This window comes from Frondihabitans sp. PhB161 (assembly GCF_003814635.1).
In the GTDB taxonomy this organism is placed as follows: domain Bacteria; phylum Actinomycetota; class Actinomycetes; order Actinomycetales; family Microbacteriaceae; genus Frondihabitans.
In genome coordinates, this window is record NZ_RKQW01000002.1 from 370523 (window position 1) to 395462 (window position 24940).

Below are 24940 nucleotides of genomic sequence, written 5' to 3' on the forward strand. Positions count from 1 at the left end.
GCAGGCTGCGACGACGTCGTGACGATCTACCCCAGCGTTTTCTTCAGTTGCTGAAGCACGGCACGGGCCGCAGTCGGGCCCACATTCAAGAAGAACGTGTCGTCGTCGACCGCGACAGCGCGCTCCGCCGACACCGCAGTGAGGGTCGGCCAGAGCGGCAAGCCGGTGAGTTCGGTCTCGTCGCCACCCTGGACGCCGTAGAACACCCAGTCACCGTCGGCCTGCGACAGCTGTTCGGCGGAGATATCGACCGAGGTGTCGTCGGTGAACGCCTGGGTCGACGGGCGAGCGAGTCCGGCGTCTTCGGCGACCGAGCCACTGAACGAGGCGACACCGAAGATCCGGGTGCGATCGGCACTCTTTCGAAGGAACGAGACGGCCGGATCACCGTCGACGCTGCGACCGAAGGCGGCGGCGTCATCCTGGTAGTCCGTCAGCCACGCCTCGGCCTGCTGCGTTTTACCGACGGCATCGGCAAGGAGAAGGAAGTCCTGTTTCCAGTACTTTCCCGTTCCCTGCGTAGCGACGGTCGGGGCGATGGCGGTGAGACCGGCGTACAGGCCGGCCGCATCCTTCCCGGCAATGTTCATGAGGATCAGATCCGGGTCGACGTTCGCGATCGCTTCGAGGTTGGGTTCGAAGCGGTTGCCGACGTCGACGACATCGGCCAGCTGCGCGGCCTTCGCCGGGAACGCCTCGGTGAGGTACGCGGGGACGAGGTCGGCACCGTCGCCCGAGGTCGAGGCAGCCGGAGTGAGCCCCAGCGTGAGCAGGGCGTCCGCCTGCCCGGTCGAGATCACGACGATCTCCTTCGGCGCCGATGGGATGGTGGTGGAGCCCTCGAAGTGGGCGACCGTTCGAGGAAAGACCCCGTCGTCGGCATCGCTGCCCTTCCCTGCGGGCATGGTGCGCGGCGTCGACCATGAGCCATCGCCCTGCGTCGCGGCCGACTTCTCGCTCGTGGCGGAAGCGCCAGACACCTGCGCACACCCGCTGAGAGAGAGTGTCGCTGCCGTGACGACTGCAAGGACTATGGCAACAGGTGAGGTCGTTCTTTTCATCATGAAGTTAGCTTAGGCTATCCTAATTACTCGTGATGTCTGACGAACGCCTTCGCCCCGCCTCGGGCCCTCCTCGGGCGGCAATCCGCATCGTTTCCCTCGGGGCACTCGCTATCGGCTTCGCCGTCGCGAGTCTCCTAGTGGGATCGGGCGAGCTGGGCCCCGGGCAGGTGATGCGGGGCCTCCTGGCCCACGACTCGACGTCGGCGTCGATCATCGTCTGGCAGTTGCGCCTCCCCCGCACCCTGCTCGCTGTTCTGATCGGAGCAGCCCTTGCTGTCGCGGGAACCGTCATTCAAGCCCTGACTCGCAACCCCTTGGCCGAACCGGGTCTGCTCGGCATCAACGCTGGTGCCGCTCTCGCGGTCGTGACCGGAATAGCGGTCTTCGGCGGCGGTTCGGCTCTCGCTTCCACCTGGTTCGCTCTCGTCGGCGCCGCCGGCGCAGCGCTCCTCGTATTCGTCATCTCCGTTCGCCGATCCCGGGCCTCCCCGACTCGGCTGCTGCTCGCCGGTGTCGCTCTCGGGGCGAGCCTGAGCGCATTGACCGGGATCGTGATCCTGCGCGACGCCACCGCTTTCACGACCTTCAACTCGTGGGTGGTGGGGTCGCTGACGTCGCGAGGCATGGACGTCGTGGGCACCGTCGCGCCGTTCTTGACGCTCGGGTTCGCTCTCGCGCTCTTGTCCGGGCGCACGTTGAATGTACTGACGCTGGGAACCGAGCAGGCGACATCCCTCGGCATCCCTGTTCGCCTCGCGGTCGGAGCCGCCGTGCTGTCGGTGACGCTGCTGTGCGGGGCGGCGACCGCGGCGGTCGGCCCGATCTCGTTCATCGGGCTCGTCGTTCCTCACGTCAGTCGGCTGATCTGGGGAGCCGACCAGCGTCGGATCCTGGTCTCGAGCCTCGTCCTGGGGCCCGCGCTCCTCCTCGCCGCCGACATCGTCGGCCGCATCATCTCGTTTCCGGGCGAGATCGAGGCGGGTATCGTCACGGCGTTCCTCGGCGCACCCGTGCTGCTCTTTCTCATCGCGCGGCGAGCCTCGTGAGCGGCTTCTCCCGCCGCCGTGCTGTGCGGATCGGCGGCCTGTCGGTGGTCATTCGGCCGAGGGTGATCGGCGTGACCGGGATCCTCGCGCTCGTCGCACTGGCGATTGCAGCGCTGTCGGTGGCCACCGGCACATACCGGCTCGAGCTGTCCGGTGTCGTCGATGCCCTCACGGGCGGCGGAACCGCAACCGCCCGCTATCTCGTCGTCGAGCAGCGCCTGCCCCGCGCTGTGGCCGCACTCCTCGTGGGGTGCTGCCTCGGCGTCTCGGGGGCGCTCTTCCAGAGCGTCTCACGCAACCCGCTGGGCAGCCCCGACATCATCGGCTTCACGACCGGGGCGGCCACCGGCGGGCTCGTCGTCATCCTCCTGACCCCGTCGCCGTCGGCCCTGTCGATCGCCGGGGGAACGATCGTCGGAGGTCTGGCCTGCGCCACCGTCGTCACCCTCTTCGCCGCGGCACGACGCTTCTCGGGCGACCGCCTCATCCTGGGCGGCATCGCCGTCGCCGCGCTGCTCGCATCGGTCAACGACTACGTGATCAGCCGGGCCCCCCTCGAATCGGCCGAGGCGGCGCGAGCGTGGAAGTACGGCAGCCTCAACCTGATCACCTGGGATCGAACCGTCCCTCTCGCCGCCTGTCTGCTCGTCGCGTCGGTCGTCGTGGTCACGATTGCCCGCCCGGCAGGGATCCTCGAACTCGGCGACGATCTCGCCACCGGCCTGGGGGTGCGCACCCGACGGCAGAAGCTGACCATGGTCGCGGCTGGAACGATCCTGGCGGCCGCGGCGGTCTCGACCGCCGGTCCGATCGGATTCCTGGCCCTGGCAGCACCGCGTCTCGCCCGTGCCGCGACAGGCTTCTCGTCGGTCGGCCTTCTCCCGTCGGGGGTGATGGGGGCTGCCCTCCTCGCGGCGAGTGATCTGGCGGCGCAGCGGATCCTCGGTCCGTTCCAGATTCCGGTCGGGCTCGTCTGCTCGGCCCTCGGCGGCTTCTACCTGCTGTGGATGGTCGGTTTCGCGAAAACCGCCGACGCGTGACCGCAGTGCCCTCGAGATCCCGTGCGGGTCTAGCCTGATCGAGACCACGAGAGGGCGACATGGCTGACACCACGCGGGGAACGATCGAGCTGCAGGGCGCGACGATCGCGTTCTCGGAACAAGGATCCGGCCCCACCGCCGTCTACACCCACGGTCTTTCGGGCAGCCGAGCGCAAGTGTCTCGACTCGGCGTCCCCGATCTGTCCGGCGTCGTCGACACCAACCGGCTCGTCACCTACGACGCTCGCGGTCATGGCGAGTCGACCGGCGCTGCCGACCCGGCCTCGTACACCTGGTCGTCGCTCGCCGACGATCTACTCGAACTGCTCGACACGTTCTCGCCCGACGAGCCCGTCGCCGGCATCGGCACGTCGATGGGGACGGCAACGTTGCTCTTCGCCGCGCTCAGACGGCCGGAGCGCTTCAGCCGCCTCGTGCTCACCGCACCGCCGACCGCCTGGGCGACGCGGGCCGGGCAGACAGACGTCTACCGCCAGATGGCCGACCTGGTGGATGCGCGCGGCACCGGCGTGCTGGCCGGGATGATGGCGGCAGCGCCTGTCCCCGAGCTGTTCCGCGACGTCGCCGGCTACCCGCCGGAACCCGATGTCCGACCAGAGCTCGCGGCGTCCATCTTTCGCGGAGCGGGCTCGTCCGATCTGCCGTCACCCGACGGCCTCCGGGCGCTTGACCTTCCCGTGCTGCTTCTGCCCTGGGCTACCGACCCCGGGCACCCCGTGTCGACGGCCGAGATCCTGGCGTCACGCCTGCCGAATGCCGAGATGCGAATCGCCTCGTCACCACCCGAGCTGGCCGGGTGGCGCGAGGCGATCCGCGACTTCGTCGCCGTCTAGCAGGTCACTCAGACGAGCGGGCCGCCATCTTCTGTCGAACGGCGCGTGACGCGCTCGCCCGTTGCCGAGTCGATGCCCGAGCGCGAGGTGGTGGTCACCTGGCGGCGACGGCTGAGAAGCACGATTCCGAGGATGATCCCCAGCGCTCCCGCGGCCATCAGGATGTAGCCGATCAGGTGGATGTTGACGCCGGCGACCGTGAAGTCGACGGCGAACGCCAGAATGGCGCCGATAACGAGCAGGAAGATTCCTCCGCCGAGACTCATGGTGTTCCTTTCGTCGGGGTGACCTCGATTTCGAGGTTCAGAGGAAACCTATCGGGGCACGGCCCTCCGCGCCCACTCACGCGCGCTGCTGAGCAGCCCGGCCCCCTAGCTCTCGGGGGACTTGACGTTTCGTTTGCTACCTGACAATAATTGCAAGGTAGCAAACGAATTATCGTCGAACATGAAGGAGGGCGCCATGCCCACGGAACGCATCGCACTGGTCACCGGAGCAAATCAGGGAGTCGGCAAGCAGGTGGCGAAAGAGCTCGCCGAGCACGGGGTGACCGTGCTGGTCGGGTCACGTGATCTGGCGAAAGGCGAAGCGGCGGTGGCCGAGATCGGAAGCGGAGCCATCGCGATCCAGCTGGACGTCACGGATCCTGCGTCCATCGAATCCGCGGCCAGCACCATCCGCGAGCGCTTCGGCCGCCTCGACCTTCTCGTCAACAACGCCGGAATCTCGAACACCCTCGGTGCGGGCCTCACCCCGGAGCAGAACGCGGCGCAGTCGACGGCCAGCCAGGCGTCGCTCGACGAGATCCGAGCGGTGTGGGAGGTCAACGTCTTCGGCGTCGTCGCGGTCTACCAGGCGATGCTGCCGCTGCTTCGCGACGGTATCGATGCCCGCATCGTGAACGTGTCGAGCGGCGTCGGCTCGCTGGCGTCGAACGCCGACCCGAGCTTCCCGTACCGCGCCATCTTCGGCCCGGTCTACCCCGCCTCCAAGGCGGCCCTAAACGCGATGACCCTGGCGATGATGATCGAGCTCGAGGGCACCGACATCAAGGTCAACCTGGTCTCGCCCGGTTTCACGAGCACGGCGCTGAACAACTTCGCCGGCACCGAATCCGTCGAAGACGGCTCGCGCGAGGTCGTCCGCGTCGCCCTGTTCGGGCCGAACGACCCGACCGGCACCTTCACCCGCTGGGAGGACGCCACGATTCCGTGGTAACCATGTCGGGTGCCTGACGAACCCCAAGACCAACACGACTCGGTCGGAGCGTGGGCGAAGAAGTACTACCTCACCTCCCGTGCTCTGATCGAGTCGGTTCTGCGCGAGCACGACCTCGGGCCGACCCAGTGGTACGTGCTGTACCAGCTCGCCAATGTCGGCGCGACGAAACAGCGCGACCTGAGCCAGCTGCTGAACATCGAGCGAGCGACCCTCAGCGGCGTCGTCGCGACGCTCGTGCGCAAGGGACTCGTGGCGCAGGTGGCCGACGAGGTCGACCAGCGGCAGCGCATCCTGAGCATCACCGACGCCGGGCGTGCGCTGTGGGCCGAGCTTCCGGATCCTGTGGGGCGTGCGACGGCTCTGTCGTTCGACGGTGTCGATGCCGCTGACCTGGAGGTGGCGCGACGCGTGCTGCGAGAGGCGACGCAGCGGCTCGTCGAGCACATGGCGGGGCCTGGTTCGGCTGGCGCTTAGCTCCGGTTGCTGATCCTTTCGAGAGGAACGTCGGGCCAGTGCTCCTTCTCGAAGGAACGTTTACTGACCGATCTCCTTGCTGGAATGACGACCGGCGTCGTTTTTCCGGCTCAGCATCGCGCGGCTCCTTTCCAGAGGACGCCCCTGTCGTCCTCAAGAGACGCGGATCCCCGAGATGGTGCGAAGGAGAAGAGTCTCACTCGGCGGACCAGAGCTCCTCGGCCTCGAGGGCAAGATCGATCAGCTGACGCAAGAGACCCCCCAGCGTCGTCGACCTCAACAGGGTGTAACTGTCGTAATCACCCAGCGGGGCGATCGCCGCAAGCTGCCAGACGGCGGCGACGGGATCGTCCGACAGCTCGATGTCGTCATCCGACAGGGGCCCCGCGGCTCGGGTGATCAAGCGGCGGACCACTGCTTCGGCCTGGTCCCGCAGGGGTGCGAGCTTCTCGGACCACTCGAGATCGGGAAGCATCGAGAGCTCGGCCTGCGGGTACGGGTCTTCGTCGACCCAGCGCTCGACCGTGAACCGCTTGGTCCCCAGGCCGACGATGAACAGGTCGTCGGCACCCGCGGCGGCGCTCACGAGACGCGCCATCGTCCCGACCGAGGCGCGCTGGTCGCCACCCCCGGCCTCTGATCCGCGCTCAATGAGGACGACGCCGAACTCGGGTTCCTCCTCGTCGAGCAAGCGGCCGACCAACGTGAGATACCGCGGCTCGAAGATCCGCAGCTGGATTGGCATGAAGGGGAACAGCACTGATCCGAGCGGGAACATCGGTGAGACGGCCATACCTCAGTGAAGCACCGCGGGCGGAGTGTCGGCAGGTGCCCAGAGAGCGGTCGTCCACACCTCGAGAGAGGCCTAATTGTTGAAGCGGAACTCCGCTGCTAGCCCTCTCGTAACGCCCCGAGAGCGTCACCCGGAGGGACCGGTTGGCCCTGACGCGGCTTCTTGATGGCCGTGTCGCCACCCCCGACTCGATTGCTCCGTTCAGTCAGGGCAACGAGGGCCAGATGCTTGTCGGCAGTCCAGCAGACGAGACGACCCTTGTGATCTTTGCTCCGCCCAAGGATCCGGGCGTCCGCCAACTGGGTCAGAGCATTGTTCGCCGCCACCCGCGAGACACTATGCGCCTCGGCCACCGAGTCGATCGTGACGACCGGGTCGCTGGACAGCCGACCCAGAATCTTGAGGACGACAGCGTCTGCACGGGGAGACTCCGGAGCCAGCCCCTGCGATCGTCGGTAGGCGAGGAGTTGCTGCAGCAGGGCGTCGTCGAGTCGTGCGATGTCGTCGGCAAGGCGAACAGCATTCGAGGCCGCGATCTCTGCCGCCTGAGCGAAGCCGATAACCCAGGCGTCGACATCCCCCGCGCGATAGGAGGTGAGGCCGGCGATGTATGCGTCGACGTCGCCGGCGAATACCGTGCTGATCGGTACGAGGATGTGCCGCAGGGCATCGGCGCGTTTCAGCACGGTGTGGATGAGGGCCCGACCCGTGCGGCCGTTGCCGTCGATGAAGGGGTGGATTGTTTCGAACTGCGCGTGCGCCAGGGCGGCACGAACGACGGGGTTGCCGCCGGTCTTGGTGAGAAAGTCCGACAGGTTGGCCAGTAAGCGCGCGACCTCCGTCTCGGGGGGAGGTACGAAATCGGCGCGAAGGGGTGACCACCCGTTGCCGCCGACCCAGTTCTGCTCAACCCGGATGCCGGGCGCCAGCGAGGGCTCGATTACGTGTTGCAGGTGTTCCAGATCGGCCACCGCGATGGTTCGCTCGCGATCGGCCAGTGCCTCGATCGCCTCCTCGGTCGCCCTGACATTGGCGACCACATCGAGAGCGACCCGGTTGCCCTGGCGGAGCAACTCTGCGATTGCCAGCTTCTTGGGGGTGACTCGATTTCCCTCGATCCAGGATGACGAAATGCTCTCGGATCGAATGAGGAGGTGATTCAGGTAGCCGCCGCGGGTGCCAATGCGTTCATCGGCACGAGCGAGAACCGCGAGCGCGTCGGACGCAGCCTCTTCTGCCTCTCGTGAGAATCGGGGTAGCTCGGGCGGCAACTCGTCGGGGACGTAGGCGCGATAGCGGCCTGGCGCGCGATCTCTCCGGCTCAGGTGCGCCGCGTCTTCCGGGCTCCACAGGAGGTCGACGTAGCACATGGGTGCACCACCTAGCCTTGCCGGATCGTGGGTCAAAACAACTTTAGCTTGGTTAAAGTTGAGTATCTCTCGGAGGGCCTGACTTGAGGGCCACGCCGACACGCACCTCTAGGGACTCGGGTCGATGTCGGCGTCTTTCGTCAAAAGGATCATGGGCTTTTCGGTCGAAGGCAACGCCTCGACCTAGTCGAACGGCACCGCCTGCTCTCCCGTCAAAGCCGTCCCACGTCAGGCTCCGACAGTGACGAGCGTGGCGTTCTTCCTAATGCTCTCGTCAGTATGCGTGCTCGGGCCCGCAGTCATTGCAGTAGCCACCGACAGGGACATACGGAGCGGCACCATGGACATTCCCGGGTATCGCCGACCGACTAGAAGATGTGGTTCGCTGGTTTCGGTCTAGTTCTAGCCGCCGGGCTCGCTGGACTTGTCTGGGCGCTAGCAACCGCGTGATTCGCTGATGTGCTCCGGGCAGCGTCGATGCCTCTTGCACACGCAAGTGCCGCCTATTCGCCTCTCGCGATGCGTGCCTTCGCGTAGCGGGCTTTGATCTTGTCGGGGATGTCGTGTCCACCGCAGGCCTTGATAAAGCGTTCGAGGTGACGCAGCTGATCGACCTCGAGTTTTTGTTTGGTGAGGATCATGCAAATCTGATCGGTGGGCCAGGGGTCTGGACTGCCAGCGCTGGCCAGTGCGACCCGTTCCGTGGCTGAGACCATTTGATAGAGCCTCATGAGGGCTTCGTCGTATCGCCCTTGCTTCTTGAGCTCCATCACTTCAGGCTTGAAGATGGTCCAAAAGTCGCCTTTGATAGCTCCAGCTTCTCGGCGTCTCGCCTCGTCGGCAAATCGTCGATTTCGCTCGAGGTCTTCAGTGCCGTAGTCCTTCTCGATCTCAGGGTCCAAGTCATGACCTATGGTTACTCGGGCGCTCCATTGCCCGTCTCTGGGCCGACCCCACACGCGAGCGGGGATGACTCCGATATCGCCTCGGCTCAGCTGTCGAAGCGCGGCGGCTACTCGTGGGGCGAAGTCGCCTGGGACATAGCCGAGGTGGTATCCATCGACCACTACTTTGACGGCGTTCTTGTCGAAACGATTAGAGGGCTCAGCCTCGAGGACGGCTTCGGAGGTTGTAACTCCACCAGCCGGCCTTCCCAGACTAGAGAAGAACCGTTCAATGTCTGCGCGCCGATAGCTCTCTCCGACGACCTCGATGGGTTCCCAGGGCTGTCCTACGGCGACGCGGCCACCATCAGGCGATGCTGGTCCAGCGGTCGAGCCCCCAAGCAGCCGCTCGAATAATCCGGCCATGTCTACCCCCGATTGTCTTCTGTGCTCTATCACTATAGGAAAGTGAGCATGGCCCGGTAGCCCCCAAGCCTGACCTACTTCATCAGAGCGGGTCGTCGGAGACCGCACGCTTCCTTTCTCCATGCGCGTCAGCAGCAAACACCTAGACCTCGAGAGGGCATCTCACTGAATGGTCGGTGGAGTGAACACTGCAGGAGGGAAGAGACTGAACTCGCGCAAACCAACAGCTGCGCCGTACTCTCACTTCGTGGGCTATTTCGACGAGAAGATAAAAGGTAAGCCGCCAGCGTTGATTCTGCTCGGCGGCATGTTCCTCATTATCGGACTCTTCTTTTTCTTTGCCTTCGACCCGTCGGACACCATGAGGTATGGCCTTTTTAAGGGCCTTCCTAGCTGGATTCTTTCTGTCGTGATCATGGTTTTCGGAGTTGGCTTCTTAGTCGTTGGTCTCGTGAAAATGATCTTGTCTCGCCGTTAGATTCAGCCCGTGACCAAAAAGGTATTGGCCAAAACGAGTGCATGTCGCTCGAAGTTCTTAACTTTGCCCATGAAAGTCGATGCCCGCCGGCGCAACGACAACGCCCACGATGCGGACTCGGCACCACCCACATTCGTGGTGCCTAGTCCGCATCGTGGGCAAATTGCCGATGCGGCACGAACAGCTAGTTGTTGAAGCGGAACTCCACCACGTCGCCATCCTGCATGACGTATTCCTTGCCCTCGATGCGAGCCTTGCCGGCCGAGCGGGCGTCGGCGATCGAGCCGGTCTCGACGAGGTCGGCGTACGAGATGACCTCGGCCTTGATGAAGCCCTTCTCGAAGTCGGTGTGGATGACGCCGGCGGCCTGCGGGGCCTTCCAGCCCTTGCTGATCGTCCAGGCGCGGGTCTCTTTGGGGCCGGCCGTGAGGTAGGTCTGCAGGCCGAGCGTGTCGAAGCCGATGCGCGCGAGCTGGTCGAGGCCGGACTCCTCCTGGCCCGTGGAGGCCAGCAGCTCGGCCGCGTCTTCGGGGTCGAGGTCGATGAGCTCCGACTCGATCTTCGCGTCGAGGAACACCGCCTCGGCAGGCGCGACGAGAGCTGCGAGCTCGGCCTTGCGCGACTCCGAATTGATGATCGTCTCGTCGACGTTGAAGACGTAGATGAAGGGCTTGGCGGTGAGCAGACCGAGCTCGGCGATGGGCGACAGGTCGATCGACGTGGCCGAAAGGGCCTCACCGCGCTGCAGGGCGTCGCGGGCGGCGACGGCGGTCTCGTGCGTGATCGGCTCGACGCGCTTGAGGCGCAGTTCTTTCTCGTAGCGGACGAGCGCCTTCTCGACGGTCTCGAGGTCGGCGAGGATCAGCTCGGTGTTGATCGTGCCCATGTCGTTCTCGGGGTTGACCTCACCGTCGACGTGCACCACGTCGGGGTCGACGAAGCCGCGCACGACCTCGGCGATGGCGTCGGCCTCGCGGATGTTGGCGAGGAACTTGTTGCCGAGCCCCTCCCCCTCCGACGCGCCCTTGACGATGCCGGCGATGTCGACGAACGACACCGGCGCGGGCAGGATCTTCTCGCTGCCGAAGATGCCCGCCAGAACCCCGAGGCGCGGGTCGGGCAGGTTGACGATGCCGACGTTCGGCTCGATGGTGGCGAACGGGTAGTTCGCCGCCAGAACCTGGTTCTTGGTCAGGGCGTTGAAGAGGGTGGACTTGCCCACATTGGGGAGTCCGACGATCGCGATAGTGAGAGCCACGGTCCCCAAGCCTAACCGGCCCCACAGAACGAAGGATCCGGGCGGCGCAGGTCGCGGAGACCGGGTGACAGACCCGAGGTGGCCGGTTCGAGATCGGGGCGTCGGATCCTGAATGTCTGAGGCCCGTGTCACCATGACACCGTGCCCCTCGACTACGTAGCGATCGACTTCGAGACCGCGAACTCCTCCAGCGCGTCGGCTTGTTCGGTCGGTCTCGTGAAGGTCCGCAGCGGTGTCGTCGTCGACGCGGTGTCGTGGCTGATCAAGCCGCCGTTCGGGCACGACGACTTCAGCGAGTGGAACACCCGCATCCACGGCATCCGGCGCGACGACGTGATCGACGCGCTCGGCTGGCACGAGCAGCTGGCCGACCTGGTGACGTTCGCGGGCGACGACGTGCTGGTCGCGCACAACGCCGGGTTCGACATGGGTGTGATCCGGGGCGGGTGCGCCGCGACCGGCCTCGAACCACCGGCGTCCCGCTACCTCTGCAGCCTCCAGGTGGCGCGCAAGACCTACGCGCTCGAGTCGTACCGCCTGCCGGTCGCGGCGATGGCCGCCGGGTTCGAGGGATTTCAGCACCACGACGCCCTGGCCGACGCCGAGGCCTGCGCGGCGATCATCGTGCACGCCGCCGAGCGACACGGGGCCACCACGGTCGACGAGCTCGCGACCGCGACCGGCGTGCGCATCAACACGCTCACGCCGAAGACGGCTGTCCGCTTCGTTTAGGGGCCCTCGTTCGAACGGCTCCGGGGGCTAGCGCACGACCTTGATCGTCTTCGACTCGATGTCGACGTTGCCCTTGCCGTCCGACACCTGCACGTAGAAGCGGTAGACCCCGGCCGCCGCGGGAGCCTTGATCCGGTACCGCCCGGTGCTCACCTTCGTGAAGTTGGCGCGCGGGGCGGTGCCGTTCTGGTCGATCGTGGCCGACGTCCGCGACACGCTCCAGGTCAGCTTGTCGCGGTCAGGATCCGCCGCCGGCGCCGCAAGGGTGAACGTCTTGCCGGCCTTCACCGACCCGACCGAGAACCGCAGCGACGACACGACCGGCGGCCGGTTCGAGCCGACTGAGTCGCCCCAGGCTTTCGCGAGCGCGTAGTACGAGGCGCGCTTCTTGTCTCCCGGCCGGATGCCGAACCACAGAGACTGCAGGTCGGCCTGATTGCTGTAGTGGAACATGGTGCCGCCGAGCGAGATGCCTCGGGCCCCGGTGATGTTCGACCACGCCGAAGCGTAGGTGCGCGCGTTCGCCGCATCGGTCGGCTGGACCGGCTGACCGTTCGCGTCGCGGGCGACCTCCCAGGATCCGAAGGGGCCCGCCTCGGTGAGCACGTACGGCTTGGTGAACTTCCCGGCCCGCCACGCCTTCTCGACCGTCGGGATCCCGCCGTACATGTTGAGCCCGAACACGTCGAGCGACGGCGCGTACTTCTCGTACGCCGGCCAGAACGCCGTCTGAGCGTCGGTGGAGGTCACCAAGTGGTGGGAGTCGATGGCGTGGATCGCCTTCGCGGCCTTCTCGATGAATTTCGCGTAGCCGGCTCGCTGGGTGGCGTTCGGCAGGGTGAGCATCACCTCGTTGCCGACATCCCACATCAACACCGCGTTGTCGTTTTTGTAGGCCGTCACGATCTTCTTGATGGTCGCGAGCGCCTGCTTCTGGTAGGCCGAGTTCGTCGTCCAATTCTGGTTCTGGTCGATCCACAGACCCGCGATCACGCGGAGGCGGTTGGCGCGAGCCTGCGCGAAGAAGGTGTCGGTCGTGCTCGAGACGTCGGTGCCCCAGTCGCGCACGGTGTTCGCGCCCATCGACGCGATGTCGGGAAGGTACTTCGCGGGTGCGTTGACGTTCGGGTCGTAGGTGACGCCCTTCACCGTGTAGGCCTTGCCGCCGACAGTGAGATGCCACGACCCCTGCGATCCCGCGACGCGGACGGCCACAGCGGTCGTAGCGGCCGCGGTCGTAGCGGCCGCGGTCGTAGCAGCAGCAGCGGGCGCCGGTGCGGCGGCGAGACCGCCCGCGACGAGGGCCGCGACGGCGGCGGCCGAGACGACCAGGGCTGTGGAGGAACGGACAGTGCGCGGCATGGGGCTCCCAAGCGATCGGTTGCTCCCACGCTACGTGTCGCGAACGCACCGCGCAGTCCCCCAAAGTGCCTGCACTACTGGCCTCCGGCGCGAGCCGACGCTCCCCCAACAGGACGGATGCTATTGTCAGCACATATGCGGCCAGACCTTGCGGTCTACGGGGTCGCCCGTGCAGCGGGGAGTGGCGATGACAGCGCAGGATGGCGTCTTACCAGCGGACCTCTTCATGGATCTCGACCGATCCGGGCCCATGCCCCTGTACTTCCAGGTCTCGACCCGCCTCGAGCGGGCCATCACCTCCGGTCGCCTGCCCGCCGGATCGCGCCTGGAGAACGAAGTCGCCCTCGGTGAACGGCTCGGCCTCTCGCGCCCCACTATTCGACGCGCTATTCAGGAGCTGGTCGACAAGGGTCTTCTCGTCAGGCGGCGGGGCATCGGCACGCAGGTCGTGCACGGTCCGGTCAGCCGGAAGGTCGAACTGACCAGCCTCTTCGACGACCTCAAGAACGGCGACCAGCACCCCACGACGACCGTGCTCGGGCACAGCGTCATCCCGGCCGACGAACCGATCGCCGACGCCCTGGGCATCGACGTCGGAGACCCCGTGACCCACCTCCGGCGCCTCCGCCTGGCCGACGACGTTCCCGTCGCCCTGCTCGAGAACTACCTGCCGACCGCGGTGGCCGACCTGTCAGAGGTCGACTTCGACGAGTTCGGCCTCTATCAGATCCTCCGCGGCCGGGGCGTGACGATCCGTGTCGCGAAGCAGACCATCGGAGCACGGGCCAGCTACGACGACGAGGCGTCTCTGCTCGAGATCGACGAGCACGGTGCCGTGCTCACGATGACCCGCACGGCGTACGACGCCTCCGGCCGAGCGGTCGAGGTCGGCTACCACTGCTACCGCCCCGACCTCTACTCGTTCTCCATCACGCTGGTCGAGAAGTAACCGAGAGCTTGTGAGTCTCGCAGCCGAGCGGCCTCAGGCCTTGGGAACGTTTAGCTCGCCCGTCATGTACTGCGCGGCACCGAAACCGAACGACCAGTCTTCCGGCCCGTTCTCGACGTAGCCGATGAACACGTTCTCGCCCGCGACACCGACAGCCGCGAGCCCGGAGGCGATCCGGGCGTAGAGCGCCGCCTTGTCGTCGGTCGAACGACCGCGCTGCGTGAAGATCTGGATCATGACGACACCGTCGGTGCGCTCGAAGCCGAGACCGGCGTCTTGAGCGATGATCCGCGCGGCGGGCTGCTCGGTGATGATCTGGAAGCGGTCGCGGGGCGGAATGCCGTAGACCTCGACGATGGCCTCGTGAATGGCGTCGGCGATGGCGGTGAGCGTCTCGGCGGAGTGGCCCTGGATGACGTCGATACGAACGAGGGGCATGGGGATCCTTCGGTTTTGGGGGTTGCGAGTGTGGGAGTCAGACCGCGGGAACCAGGATGTCGCGCACCAGCGCATCGAGCTGAGCGTCGGCGTCGAGGAACTGGCGCAACGTCGTGACGGTGGCACCGAAGCGGTCGAACTCATCGGGCGTCATGCCGTCTTCGTCGTAGCTGCGACTGAACTCGGGAACCTTATCGCGCAGGCTCTGGATGATCTCAGGATCCACGGGGACGTCGATACGGTTCTCCGCCGGAATGGCTGCTGCGTTGATGTCGACCTGCCACTGGAACGGCGGGGAGACCACCAGGTCGCCGCCGACGAGCTCCGACCACTGCAGGTGGTTGCGGAAGGCCGCTGACAGCACGCGGGCCCGATAGCCGCGCGCCGTGAAGAGGTGGTGGGCCTTCTTGAGCGCGGCGACGCCGGCCCACTCGAGGTTGCCGGGGTCGATCATGATGCGGTCGCGCTTGACGACGGCCTTGAGCCAGTCGTCGAGGCGCCCGCCCATGATCGTGACGACGTTGCCGAACTCCTTTTCGGGCAGCCCGTCGGCGGCGCGGCGGTCGAGGGCGCGCTCCATCGCCTGCGCGACGGCGACGGCCTGAGCCACGGTGAACGAGACCGTGGCGTTGATGCTGACGCCCCGGTAGACGGCCTCCTCGATCGCCTCGATGCCCAGCTTCGTCGCCGGGATCTTCACGATGATGTTCTTCGCGAGCCCCGAGAAATAGATGGCTTGTGCGACCAGGGCGTCTTTGTCGCGGTGGAGTCGCGGGTCGGTCTGCATCGAGAGACGGCCGTTGCGCCCGCCCGACGCCTCGAAGGCCGACTCAAGAAACTGAGCGGCGCCGATCGACAGCTCTTCGACGGCCTTCCAGCCGAGCTCCGACTCCCCCGCGGTGGGGAACGCGTCGGCCAGCTGACGGATGCGCGGCACCCAGGTCTCTGGGTCGTTCTTGATGCAGGTGTAGGCGATCACCGGGTTGCAGGTCGCCCCGACGGCGCCGAACTCGGCGATCGACCGGCCCAGTTCACGAGGATCCGCGGAATCGTTCCAGAGGCTCGTGGGCGTGTCGTGCGCGGCTCGCAGTGTGCTGGGGCGCGTGTCGGTGGCAGTCGTCGTCATGGTGGGTCTCCCGTCTCGTCGACCAGCCTAGGCGCTCTGGTCTTATTGTCCTAACATATCTCGATGGCTATGGCACCGCTCTTCGGGTGAGACACCGTCGATCGACGGAGTCCTCACCGCACACCGGTGTCAAATATCAGGCCTAGGCGATCCGCGACCGGATCTCGGCGAGCTGATAGCGCGACACCTCATCGGCGTTCTCGTCGTCGGCGAACACGCTCGACACCGCGACGGTGTCGTCGCGGTCGAAGAACCCGAGGCCTTTCAGCCCGCCGAAGAACTCGCCGAAGTCGACGTCGCCGCCCCCGATCGGCAGGTGCTGGTGCACCCGGACCGCGTTGCCCGGCGGATTCGTGATGTAGCGCAAACCGTGCGACCGGTGGTGGTCGAACGTGTCGGCGATGTGCACGAGGCCGATCGACTGCCCCGCCGCCTCGAAGATGGCCGGCGTCTGATCGCCGTAGTGGAACGTGTGGCAGGCCACGAAGGCGAACCCGACCTGCTTCGAATTGAGCCCGCGGATCACGCGCACCGCCTCGAGGCCGTCCTCGACGAAGTCGTCGGGGTGCGGGTCGATCAGCACGCGGATGCCCTCGCGCTCGAAGAGCGGCAGCAGCTCTTCCATCGACTCGTAGAAGGCGCGCTCCGACTCCTCCTGCAGCTCGGGTCGGCCGCTGAACTCGGTGTTAATCAGATCGACGCCGAGCCTGGCGGTGATGTCGATCACGCGCTTCCACTGCTTCACAGCCGCGAGGCGCTCCGCCTCGACCGGGCTCGACCAGCGCAGGACCGGCAGCACCGACGCCACCTGTACTCCCGCGTTCGCGCAGGCTGCGGCGAACGCGTCGACCAGGTCGTCGTCTGCCTTCGGGTGCCGAAAGAAGGGGACGAAGTCTTTGTGCGGGGTGAGCTGGAGGTAGTCGTACCCGAGGTCGCGCACCTTCTGCGGCAGCTCGAGCAGCGAGTAGTCGTGATGGAACGGGGTCGGGTCGAGAGCGATCTTCACCATGGCTTCAGGATCCGACTAGGCCGTCGCCGAGGAAGGGGCCGTCGCGAGCGACTGCCGCGTCTCGTAGAAGGCCGGCTTCTCGATCGCGTAGGTGACGGGTTCTTTCTTGCCCGACTGCTGCGCGAGCACACCGGCGTCGGCGACGACGCTGGCGAGGTAGCCGTCCCAGGCCGAGGGTCCGTCGATCTCACCCCGGTGCGCAGCGTCGACCCAGCGCTGGATCTCGGTGTCGTAGGCGAGCCCGAAGCGCTCCTTGAACGACGGGGTCACCGACTGGCCGATCTGCCCGGCAGAGGCGACCTGGATCGTCTCGGCGCGCCCGATCGAGGCGACTCCCGACTCGAAGACGGCGTCGGTGGTGACCTGGTAGCCGAACTGGATGTTGACGCTGATCTCGACGATGGCCAGCGTGCCCGACGCGGTTTCGAACAGCACGAACTGCGGCTCGACGAGGCCGTCGGGGGCGAGCGAGTTGCGGCGCGGCTTCTTCACTTCGACCGAGACGATGGGCTCGCCGGTGAGGAACGGCACGATGTCGATCTCGTGGATGACCGAGTCGGTGATGAGGGCCGACTCGGAGTAGTTCGGCGGTGTCGACGGGTTGCGATGCGCGCAGTGGAGGGCGAGCAGCGCGCCGTTGTCGCCGCGTTCCACGAGCTCCCGGAGCTGGAGGTAGCCGGCGTCGAACCGGCGCATGAAGCCCACCTGGATGTGCGGGCGAGCGAGCTTCTGCTCGGCCTCGACGATGCGAAGGCTCGACTCGACCGTGTCGCTCAGCGGCTTCTCGCTCAGGATCGCCAGACCCGCATCGAGCGCGGGCAAGATCACCGGCTCGTGCAAGAACCCGGGCGTCGCGATGATGACGGCGTCGAGTTCGACGGCCTCCAAGGCCTCCTCGAACGAGGCAAAGGTCACCGAGCCCGGCGCGAGCTCGGCGGCGGCCGTGGCGCGGCCGGTGTCGGGGTCGACGATCGCCGTGACCTCGGCGCCCGAGATCCGGGTGGTGATTCGGCGGACGTGGTCGGCGCCCATGGCACCGGCGCCGACGACGGCGACGCGGAGGGGAGCGGGTGACTCAGACATGGGGTCTCCTTGAGAGCGGAAGCGGATCAGTGGATGCGGGCGGCCGACGTGCAGCCGAAGATGTGCTCGCGGGTGCGGGTGGCGATGCCGAGGGGCAGGTCGATCGACGAGACCGGGAACATGTCTTGCTCGACGATTCCGAAGATGGTCGGGTCGATCTTCGCGACCGCCTCGATGATCGGCGCGAACTCGGGCACCCCCGTCGGCGGCTCGACCATGACGCCCATCGCGACGGCGTCGCCGAACGGGATGTCGTTCTTCAGCACCGTGAAGCGCAGGTCGGAGTCGACCTGCTTGAGGTGGAGGTAGCCGATGCGGTCGGGATACTGCTCGATGAGCCTCACGTTGTCGCCGCCGTAGTAGGCGAAGTGCCCGGTGTCGAGGCAGAGGTTCGTGAACTGCTGGTCGGTCACCTCGAGGAACCGCTCGGTCTCCTGGTAAGTGCCGACGTGGCTGTCGGCGTGCGTGTGGAACTGCTGCTTCACGCCGAACTCTTCGAGTAGCGCTTTGCCGAGCTTGTCGTGGCCCGCGCCGAGCTTGCCCCACTGCTCGGTCGTCAGCGTGCGCGACTCGATCACACTCGCGTCGAGGTCGCTCCGCCAGAGGTCGGGGATCACGACGAGGTGCTCTGCGCCGAGCTTCGAGGCGAGACCCGCGACGTTCAGGGCTTGATCCCAGGCGCGCTGCCATTGGTCGTCGCCCTTGTGCAGACCGGTGAAGACCGTTCCGGCCGAGAGCTTGAGGCCCCGCTTGCCCAGTTCGTCTTCGAGCTGGTGCGGATCGGTCGGCAGGTAGCCGAACGGCCCGAGCTCGATCCACTCGTAGCCGGCCTTCTCGACCTCGTCGAGAAAGCGATCCCACGGAATCTGGCTGGGGTGCTCCGCGAACCAGACGCCCCAGGAGTCGGGCGCGGTGCCGATGCGGATGCCCCGGTCGACGGTGGTGGAGGTGACGGTCATGACGTCTTCGTCTTTCTGGTGGAGGTGGTGAATATGGTCAGCCGAGGAGCGGACGCTGGTGGGCCCGCTCCGCGAGGTAGTCGTCGTAGGCGGCCTTCGTCGACGGGATCGTCGAGACCTCGGCCACCGGCACGTCCCACCAACCGTCGCCGTCGGGCGCGTAGACCCGGGGGTCGCTGTTGACATGGATCAGCGTCGAGGTGTTGGACGCCTTGGCGGTGGCCAGCGCCGCCGACAGGTCGTCGATCGCACGGGCCGTCGGCTCGATCTCGATCACATCGAGGCCGTAGCTGCGCGCGTTCATGGCGAGGTCGACCGGGAGCAACTCGGCCCCCTGGAAGTCGAGGGTGTCGGGATCCTGCCGTCGATAGAGGGTGCCGAAGCGCTCCGACCCGACCGTCTCGGAGAGGTGGCCGATCGAGGCGTACCCGTGGTTCTGAATCAGCACGACGATCACCTTGATGCCCTCGGCGACGGCCGTGACGAGCTCGGTGTGCAGCATCAGGTACGACCCGTCGCCGACCATGACGATCACGTCGCGCTCGGGGGCGGCGCGCTTGACGCCGATGCCTCCGGCGATCTCGTAGCCCATGCACGAGAACGCATACTCGACGTGGTAGCCGAGGCTGTCGCGCACGCGCCAGAGCTTGTGCAGATCGCCCGGCAAGGATCCGGCGGCCTGTACGACGACATCCGTGGGGGCGCTGCCCGACTGGATCGCCCCGATGATCTCGGGCTGGCCGGGGAGCGCCAGGCCGCTCGGCTCGAACGCTTGGTCGACGAGGGCGTCCCAGGCGGCCTTCTCGGCTTTGATGCGAGCGGCGTAGTCGGCGTCGACACGGAAGTCGGCGAGGGCCTCGGCGAGCGCGTCGAGGGCCTCGCGAGCGTCGGCGATCACCGGCAGCTGCGATCCGTGCTTGTAGGCGTCGAACGAGGCCACGTTGATGTTGACGAACGTGACGTCGGGATCTTGGAAGGCCGTGCGAGAGGCGGTCGTGAAGTCGCTGTAGCGCGTTCCGATGCCGATGACGACGTCGGCCTCGGCCGCGAGGTGATTGGCGGCGAGGGTTCCGGTCGCGCCGACTCCGCCGAGGTACTGCGGGTGATCCCAGTCGAGGGCTCCCCCGCCCGCCTGCGACGTGCCGACCGGGATGCCGGTGGCCTCGGCGAAGGCCCTCAGCTGCTGCTCGGCGTCGGAGTAGATCACGCCGCCGCCGGCCACGATGATGGGGCGCTTCGCGTTAGCAATCGCGGCGACGGCACGGGCGAGCGGCCCCCTCTCGGGCACCGGACGTCGAATGTGCCACTCGCGCGGCTGCAAGAACTCGAGCGGCACGTCGAGCGCCTCCGCCTGGACGTCTTCGGGCAGCGCGATCGTGACGGCGCCGGTCTCGACCGGGTCGGTCAAGACGCGCATCGCCGCGAGCGCGATCGAGAAGAGCTGCTCGGGGCGATCGACCCGGTCGAAGTACCGCGACAGCGGGCGGAACGCGTCGTTGACGCTGACGGAGGTGTCGTGGGGCATCTCGATCTGCTGGAGCACAGGATCCGACACCCGGGTCGCGAAAGTATCGCTCGGCAGGAGCAGGGCGGGCAGCCGATTCGTCGTGGCGAGCGCCGCCCCGGTGAGCATGTTGGCAGCGCCCGGGCCGACCGACGCGGTCGAGGCGTACGTCGCGCGGCGACGGTGCATGCGCGCGAATCCGACCGATTCGTGCACCATCGCCTGCTCGTTGCGCGCCTGGAGGTAGGGCATGAGGCCGGGGTCGGTGTCGTGCAACTGCTTGAGCGCCTGGCCGACTCCCGCCACGTTGCCGTGGCCGAAGATGCCGAACATGCCGGGGATCGTGCGCTCGCGCACGTCGCCGTCGACCGTCCACTGGTTCGCCAGAAACTCGACCAGGGCCTGGCCGACGGTCATTCGCTTGGTGTTCGGGGTGCTCATCGAGACGCTTCTTTCGATGTTTCGGTGTAGGGCAGGCGGGGGTCGGGCTCCTGCGATTCCCATTCCGCCCGGACCCAGCCGTGGGCCGGATCGTCGGAGATGTTCCAGACCCGCTCGGGGTCGGGGCCCGCCATCACGTTGAGGTAGTAGAGGTCGTAGCCCGGGGCCGCAACGGCCGGGCCGTGATAGCCGAAGGGCACCAGGGCGATGTCTCCGGTGCGCACGAGCGCGTTGATGTCGATCTGGCCGGCCGGCGACGAGTACGTCGCGAACATGCCGAACGGGTCGGCCTCGGCGGGCGCGGTCACACCGCGCGACACCGCCGACTCGAAGTAGTAGATCTCTTCCAGCTTCGACTCGTGGCCGGGCACCGACTCGTCGTGCTTGTGCGCCGGGTACGACGACCAGTTCTCGGCCGGCGTGATGACCTCGCACACGATGAGCTTCTGCGCACGAAGGCCCGCCGGGGTGCCGTAGTTGTGCACCTGCCGGGTCGAACGACCGGCACCGCGGATCTCGACGGGAATGTCGGCTTTGCGGAGCACCTGCACGTCGAGCGCCTCGGTCGCGGGCGCCTCGGCGACCGCGACGCGGCCGGTGCCGGTGAGTGCGACGCTCGTGCCCACACCCGTGTACGCCACATCGGGCGGCCCGTCGAAGACCGAAGCGCGACCGGCGAGATCGAGTGAGCCGTGGGATCCTTCGCTCGTCACGTACTCGACGTGGACGTCGCCCGACAGCGGCACGATCATCCGCTCGACGTCGCCGCCCTCGAGCCCGAGCGACCCGCCCTCGGTCAACGCGCCGACACGGATGCCGGTGTGCTGCCACCCCTCGAGGGAATCGTCGACGACGCTCTCCCAGCCGTCGCGGGCGAGAGCGCCTCTCGGATGGAACCAGTTCTGCTGCGGAGCCATCGACTAGGCCTGCGGGAATCCGAGGTTGATGCCGCCGTGCGACGGGTCGGACCAGCGCGACGTGATCGCCTTCTCACGCGTGAAGAAGTGAAAGCCCTGCAGACCGTAAGCCTTCGAGTCGCCAAAGATCGAGTCTTTGAAGCCGCCGAACGAGTAATACGCGACTGGGACGGGGATCGGCACGTTGATGCCGATCATGCCGACCTCGATCTCGTTCTGGAAGCGCCTCGCGGCGCCGCCGTCGTTGGTGAAGATCGCGGTGCCGTTGCCGAACGCACCCGAGTTGATGAGCTCGACGCCCTCCTCATAGGTGTCGACGTGCACGACGCTGAGCACCGGGCCGAAGATCTCTTCGGTGTAGACGCGGCTCGTGAGCGGAACCCGGTCGATGAGGGTGGGGCCGAACCAGAAGCCGTCCTTCTCGCCGTCGACGGCTACTTCGCGCCCGTCGACGACGACCTCGGCACCGTCTTCGAGAGCGATGTCGACGTATGAGGCCACTTTGTCGCGGTGCTGCCGGGTGACGAGCGGGCCCATGTCGCACGAGCGTCGACCGTCGCCGACGACGAGCTTCGCCATGCGCTCTTTGATCATCGGCACGACCTTGTCGGCCACGTCGCCGACGGCGACGAGCACGCTGATGGCCATGCACCGTTCGCCGGCCGAGCCGAAGCCGGCGTTGATGGCACTGTCGGCGACGAGCTCGAGGTCGGCGTCGGGCAGCACCAGCATGTGGTTCTTCGCTCCGCCGAGCGCCTGGACGCGCTTGCCGTTCTTCGCCGCGGTCTCGTAGATGTACTTCGCGATCGGGGTCGACCCGACGAACGAGATGCTGGCAACGTCGGGGCTGTTCAGCAGGCCGTCGACAGCGAGCTTGTCGCCCTGAAGCACGGTGAAGACGCCGTCGGGAAGCCCTGCCTCCTGGAACAGCTCGGCCAGGAAGATCGACGACGAGGGATCCTTCTCACTCGGCTTGAGCACGACGGTGTTGCCGACCGCGATGGCGATGGGGAAGAACCACATCGGCACCATGACCGGAAAGTTGAAGGGGCTGATGATACCCACGACGCCGAGTGGCGATTTGGTCGAGTAGACGTCGACACCCGTCGAGACCTGCTGGCTGAACTCGCCCTTGATCAGGTGCGGGAAGCCGGTGGCGAGTTCGAGCACCTCGAGGCCGCGCTGGATCTCGCCGAGGGAGTCGGACACGACCTTGCCGTGCTCGGCGGTCAGGATCTGGGCGAGCTCGTCTTTGCGCTCGTTCACCAGCTCGCGAAAGCGGAACATGATCTGCTGGCGCTTGGTCATCGACATGTCGCGCCAGGCCGGAAAAGCCTTCTTGGCGCTCGCGATGGCCCGGTCGATCTCGTCCTGGCTGGCGAGGGCGACGTTCTTCGTCGCGACGCCGAGGGCCGGGTCGAATACCGGGCTGGTGCGGCCGGAGGTACCGGCGACGCGCTGACCGTCGATCCAGTGAGTGATCTCGGGAAGCGCGGTGCTCGTGCTGTCGGTCGTGGGAGCGGTGGTGGTCATGGCTGCTTCTTTCTGAACTAGGCGTGTTGGGTCTGCGCGGGCTGGATCGACGCGGACCCCGTCGGCGCCGGCTTCTCGGAATGGACCAGACTCGCCGCGATGTCGACAGCGCCCTGGACGTCGTCGTCGGGCGGGTAGAGGAGAGTGCGCCCGACGGTGAGGCCGCGGACACCGGGCTGCGCCAGCGCATCGGCCCACTTCGCGTAGCTCGCGTCCGGGTTCTCGGCCGGATCGCCGCCGAGGAGCAGGGTCGGGAGGGTCGTTGCCGCCATGACACGTTCCATCTCGTCGACGACCGGCAGCTTCAGCCAGCTGTACGCCGTTGACTCTCCGAGTCCCGAGGCGATGGCGACCGACTTGATCACGGCCTCGGTCGAGAGGTCGTTGACGATCGCGCCGTCGACCCAGTTCGAGACGAACGGCTCGAGCATGATCGGGAGCTTCAGGGCAGCCGCCTCGCTGACCGCCCGCGCCGTGGCCTCGACCGTCGCCGCCGTGCCGGCGTCTTCGAGGTTGAGCCGCACGAGCAGCTTCGCGAAGTCGAAGCCGGCGTCGACGATGCCGCGGGCCGAATAGGCGGTGAAGCGGTCGTCCATCTCGAAGCTCGCGCCCTGCAGGCCGCCCCGGTTCATCGACCCGACGACGACCTTTCCGTCGAGGGCGCCGAGGAGGGCGAGGTCTTCGAGGATGTCGGGGGTTCCGAGCACGCCGTCGACTCCGGGGCGTTCGAGCGCGACGACGAGGCGTCGCAGCAGTTCGCCGCGATCCGACATGGCCAGCGAGTCGCCGCGGACCCCCAGGGCACCCCGGGCTGTGTGATCAGCCGCGACGATGAAGAGCCGTCCGTCGCCCTGGAGCAGAGGGCGCTTGACGCGGGCTGCCAGTGCGGCGCCGATGGCAGCGGGCTGCGTGGCCCTGATGTCGCGGAGCCGCGCGATGTCGATGCCGTCGTGAGCGAAACCGTCAGACATGGAGAGCCTCCTCGAGGACGGCCTCGACCTCGGCCGAGGTCGGCATAGCGGTCGAGCACTCGAATCGGGTGGCGACGATGCCGCCGGCGGCATTCGCGAACCGCAGCACCCGCTCGAGCGGCCAGCCTTCGATGAGCCCGTGGCAGAGGGCGCCGCCGAAGCCGTCGCCCGAGCCGAGACCGTTGATTACGGTGACGAGGTGCGCCGGCACCTCGATCGTCTCGTCGGCCGTCTTCGCGAGCACTCCCCGCGGCCCCTGCTTGACGATCGCGAGTTCGACCCCGCGTTCGAGAAGCGCGTCAGCGGCTCGGTGCGGATCGGTCTCGCCGACAGCGATCTCGCACTCCTCGCGGTTGCCGACTGCCACGGTGACGTGCTCGAGCGCACGGCCGACCTCGCGGGTGGCGACCTCGGGCGACGACCAGAACATGGGCCGGTAGTCGAGGTCGAGGATCGTCAGCGGGCGGCGGCCACGTGCCTGATAGGCCACGTGGTGAGCCTGCCGGCTGGGCTCCTCGGAGAGGCCCGTCACAGTTGTCCAGAAGACCCTGGTCTGCTCGATCGCGGCGAGGTCGAGCGACTTCACCGAGATCATGAGGTCGGGCGCTTTGGGGGCGCGGTAAAAGTAGAGGGGGAAGTCGTCGGGCGGGAAGATCTCGCAGAAGGTCACGGGCGTGTTCAGCCCATCGACCGATGCAATGAACTTCGTCGAGACACCGAGCCGCTCGAGCTCTTTCACGACGTACCGACCAAAGGGGTCGTTACCGGTGCGCGTGACGACGGCTGTGCGGTGCTCGTACCGCGACGCGGCAATGGCGACATTCGTGGCACTGCCGCCGACCGACTTCGAGAACGTGTCGACCTCTTCGAGCGGAACCCCGGCCTGCTGCGGATAGATGTCGACGCCCACTCGACCCATGGTGATCACGTCGAAGGCGTGGTGCTCTGGTGTCTGCGTCATGCTCGTCTGGACAACTTCCTCGTCGTGGGCCGATCTGCGATTCTCGA

25 protein-coding genes and 1 pseudogene are annotated in these 24940 nt (G+C 66.8%); 8 read left to right on the plus strand and 18 right to left on the minus strand.

Annotated elements, in window-relative coordinates:
* Positions 1-26: 26 nt before the first annotated feature.
* Positions 27-980, minus strand: a complete 954-nt coding sequence (locus EDF39_RS10450) for an iron-siderophore ABC transporter substrate-binding protein (RefSeq protein WP_233573075.1) — start codon at positions 978-980, stop codon at positions 27-29.
* 116 nt (positions 981-1096) lie between these two features.
* On the opposite strand from EDF39_RS10450, the gene EDF39_RS10455 reads away from it, so the two are divergent.
* Genes EDF39_RS10455 through EDF39_RS10465 form a run of 3 tightly spaced genes read left to right on the plus strand, consistent with a single transcriptional unit; the run spans position 1097 to position 4004 of the window.
* Complete coding sequence (locus tag EDF39_RS10455) at positions 1097-2110, plus strand: iron ABC transporter permease (RefSeq protein WP_123942878.1); 1014 nt, start codon at positions 1097-1099, stop codon at positions 2108-2110.
* Positions 2107-3150, plus strand: coding sequence for an iron chelate uptake ABC transporter family permease subunit (locus EDF39_RS10460; protein WP_233573074.1), 1044 nt, complete (start codon positions 2107-2109; stop codon positions 3148-3150). Before EDF39_RS10455 ends, EDF39_RS10460 begins: the two co-directional genes overlap by 4 nt.
* 59 nt (positions 3151-3209) lie before the next feature.
* Entirely contained in the window at positions 3210-4004 is a 795-nt protein-coding gene (locus tag EDF39_RS10465; RefSeq protein WP_123942880.1) for an alpha/beta fold hydrolase, read from the plus strand.
* An 8-nt stretch (positions 4005-4012) separates the two neighbouring features.
* Here the strand turns inward: EDF39_RS10465 and EDF39_RS10470 are convergent, their stop codons facing one another.
* Positions 4013-4270 (minus strand): DUF6458 family protein, encoded by a 258-nt coding sequence (locus EDF39_RS10470; RefSeq protein WP_055963154.1) that lies wholly within the window; start codon positions 4268-4270, stop codon positions 4013-4015.
* A 196-nt stretch (positions 4271-4466) separates the two neighbouring features.
* Between EDF39_RS10470 and EDF39_RS10475 the strand changes: the two genes are divergently transcribed.
* Positions 4467-5222 carry an SDR family NAD(P)-dependent oxidoreductase gene (locus EDF39_RS10475; RefSeq protein ID WP_123942882.1) on the plus strand — a complete coding sequence of 252 codons (756 nt, stop codon included), beginning with the start codon at positions 4467-4469 and terminating at the stop codon, positions 5220-5222.
* 9 nt (positions 5223-5231) lie between these two features.
* Positions 5232-5699, plus strand: a complete 468-nt coding sequence (locus EDF39_RS10480) for a MarR family winged helix-turn-helix transcriptional regulator (RefSeq protein WP_123942884.1) — start codon at positions 5232-5234, stop codon at positions 5697-5699.
* Between the two features lie 196 nt (positions 5700-5895).
* On the opposite strand, the gene EDF39_RS10485 is transcribed toward EDF39_RS10480, so the two are convergent.
* The 4 genes and pseudogenes from EDF39_RS10485 to EDF39_RS17925 all read right to left on the minus strand — a co-directional run.
* The gene (locus EDF39_RS10485) at positions 5896-6492 is read right to left on the minus strand and encodes an LON peptidase substrate-binding domain-containing protein (protein ID WP_123942886.1); all 597 of its coding nucleotides are present in this window, start codon (positions 6490-6492) and stop codon (positions 5896-5898) included.
* 98 nt (positions 6493-6590) lie between these two features.
* Positions 6591-7862 carry a Fic family protein gene (locus EDF39_RS10490; RefSeq protein WP_123942888.1) on the minus strand — a complete coding sequence of 424 codons (1272 nt, stop codon included), beginning with the start codon at positions 7860-7862 and terminating at the stop codon, positions 6591-6593.
* Between the two features lie 503 nt (positions 7863-8365).
* Complete coding sequence (locus EDF39_RS10495) at positions 8366-8764, minus strand: hypothetical protein (protein ID WP_123942891.1); 399 nt, start codon at positions 8762-8764, stop codon at positions 8366-8368.
* Positions 8765-8863: 99 nt separating this feature from the next.
* A pseudogene (locus EDF39_RS17925) lies at positions 8864-9295 on the minus strand (HIRAN domain-containing protein); the annotation flags it as partial.
* 124 nt (positions 9296-9419) lie between these two features.
* On the opposite strand from EDF39_RS17925, the gene EDF39_RS10505 reads away from it, so the two are divergent.
* Entirely contained in the window at positions 9420-9650 is a 231-nt protein-coding gene (locus EDF39_RS10505; protein ID WP_123942894.1) for a hypothetical protein, read from the plus strand.
* 184 nt (positions 9651-9834) lie between these two features.
* On the opposite strand, the gene ychF is transcribed toward EDF39_RS10505, so the two are convergent.
* Entirely contained in the window at positions 9835-10908 is a 1074-nt protein-coding gene (ychF, locus tag EDF39_RS10510; RefSeq protein ID WP_123942896.1) for a redox-regulated ATPase YchF, read from the minus strand.
* A 141-nt stretch (positions 10909-11049) separates the two neighbouring features.
* Here ychF and EDF39_RS10515 point away from each other — a divergent pair, with 141 nt between their 5' ends.
* Positions 11050-11640, plus strand: coding sequence for an exonuclease domain-containing protein (locus EDF39_RS10515; protein ID WP_123942898.1), 591 nt, complete (start codon positions 11050-11052; stop codon positions 11638-11640).
* A 27-nt stretch (positions 11641-11667) separates the two neighbouring features.
* Here EDF39_RS10515 and EDF39_RS10520 read toward each other — a convergent pair whose 3' ends face one another.
* Positions 11668-13002: a glycoside hydrolase family 2 TIM barrel-domain containing protein gene (locus EDF39_RS10520; RefSeq protein WP_123942900.1), complete on the minus strand. Its 1335-nt coding sequence runs from the start codon at positions 13000-13002 to the stop codon at positions 11668-11670.
* A 187-nt stretch (positions 13003-13189) separates the two neighbouring features.
* On the opposite strand from EDF39_RS10520, the gene EDF39_RS10525 reads away from it, so the two are divergent.
* On the plus strand, positions 13190-13951 hold the full coding sequence (locus EDF39_RS10525; RefSeq protein ID WP_123942902.1) for a GntR family transcriptional regulator: 762 nt from the start codon (positions 13190-13192) through the stop codon (positions 13949-13951).
* A gap of 33 nt (positions 13952-13984) precedes the next feature.
* Here the strand turns inward: EDF39_RS10525 and EDF39_RS10530 are convergent, their stop codons facing one another.
* From EDF39_RS10530 to iolC, 10 genes are all read right to left on the minus strand, one after another.
* Positions 13985-14389: a tautomerase family protein gene (locus EDF39_RS10530; protein ID WP_123942904.1), complete on the minus strand. Its 405-nt coding sequence runs from the start codon at positions 14387-14389 to the stop codon at positions 13985-13987.
* Between the two features lie 37 nt (positions 14390-14426).
* Entirely contained in the window at positions 14427-15515 is a 1089-nt protein-coding gene (locus EDF39_RS10535) for a transaldolase family protein (protein WP_123942906.1), read from the minus strand.
* 142 nt (positions 15516-15657) lie between these two features.
* The gene (locus EDF39_RS10540) at positions 15658-16521 is read right to left on the minus strand and encodes a sugar phosphate isomerase/epimerase family protein (protein ID WP_123943444.1); all 864 of its coding nucleotides are present in this window, start codon (positions 16519-16521) and stop codon (positions 15658-15660) included.
* 18 nt (positions 16522-16539) lie between these two features.
* On the minus strand, positions 16540-17607 hold the full coding sequence (locus tag EDF39_RS10545) for a Gfo/Idh/MocA family protein (protein WP_123942908.1): 1068 nt from the start codon (positions 17605-17607) through the stop codon (positions 16540-16542).
* Between the two features lie 26 nt (positions 17608-17633).
* Positions 17634-18566, minus strand: a complete 933-nt coding sequence (locus EDF39_RS10550) for a sugar phosphate isomerase/epimerase (protein ID WP_123942909.1) — start codon at positions 18564-18566, stop codon at positions 17634-17636.
* A gap of 37 nt (positions 18567-18603) precedes the next feature.
* A complete protein-coding gene (gene iolD, locus EDF39_RS10555; protein WP_123942911.1) occupies positions 18604-20511 on the minus strand; it encodes a 3D-(3,5/4)-trihydroxycyclohexane-1,2-dione acylhydrolase (decyclizing) in 1908 nt (635 codons plus the stop codon).
* Positions 20508-21428, minus strand: coding sequence for a 5-deoxy-glucuronate isomerase (iolB, locus tag EDF39_RS10560; protein ID WP_123942913.1), 921 nt, complete (start codon positions 21426-21428; stop codon positions 20508-20510). Before iolB ends, iolD begins: the two co-directional genes overlap by 4 nt.
* 3 nt (positions 21429-21431) lie before the next feature.
* Positions 21432-22961 carry a CoA-acylating methylmalonate-semialdehyde dehydrogenase gene (locus EDF39_RS10565; protein WP_123942915.1) on the minus strand — a complete coding sequence of 510 codons (1530 nt, stop codon included), beginning with the start codon at positions 22959-22961 and terminating at the stop codon, positions 21432-21434.
* Between the two features lie 17 nt (positions 22962-22978).
* Positions 22979-23932 (minus strand): class I fructose-bisphosphate aldolase, encoded by a 954-nt coding sequence (locus EDF39_RS10570; RefSeq protein WP_123942917.1) that lies wholly within the window; start codon positions 23930-23932, stop codon positions 22979-22981.
* Positions 23925-24893 carry a 5-dehydro-2-deoxygluconokinase gene (gene iolC, locus EDF39_RS10575; protein ID WP_123942919.1) on the minus strand — a complete coding sequence of 323 codons (969 nt, stop codon included), beginning with the start codon at positions 24891-24893 and terminating at the stop codon, positions 23925-23927. Before iolC ends, EDF39_RS10570 begins: the two co-directional genes overlap by 8 nt.
* Between the last annotated feature and the right edge of the window lie 47 nt (positions 24894-24940).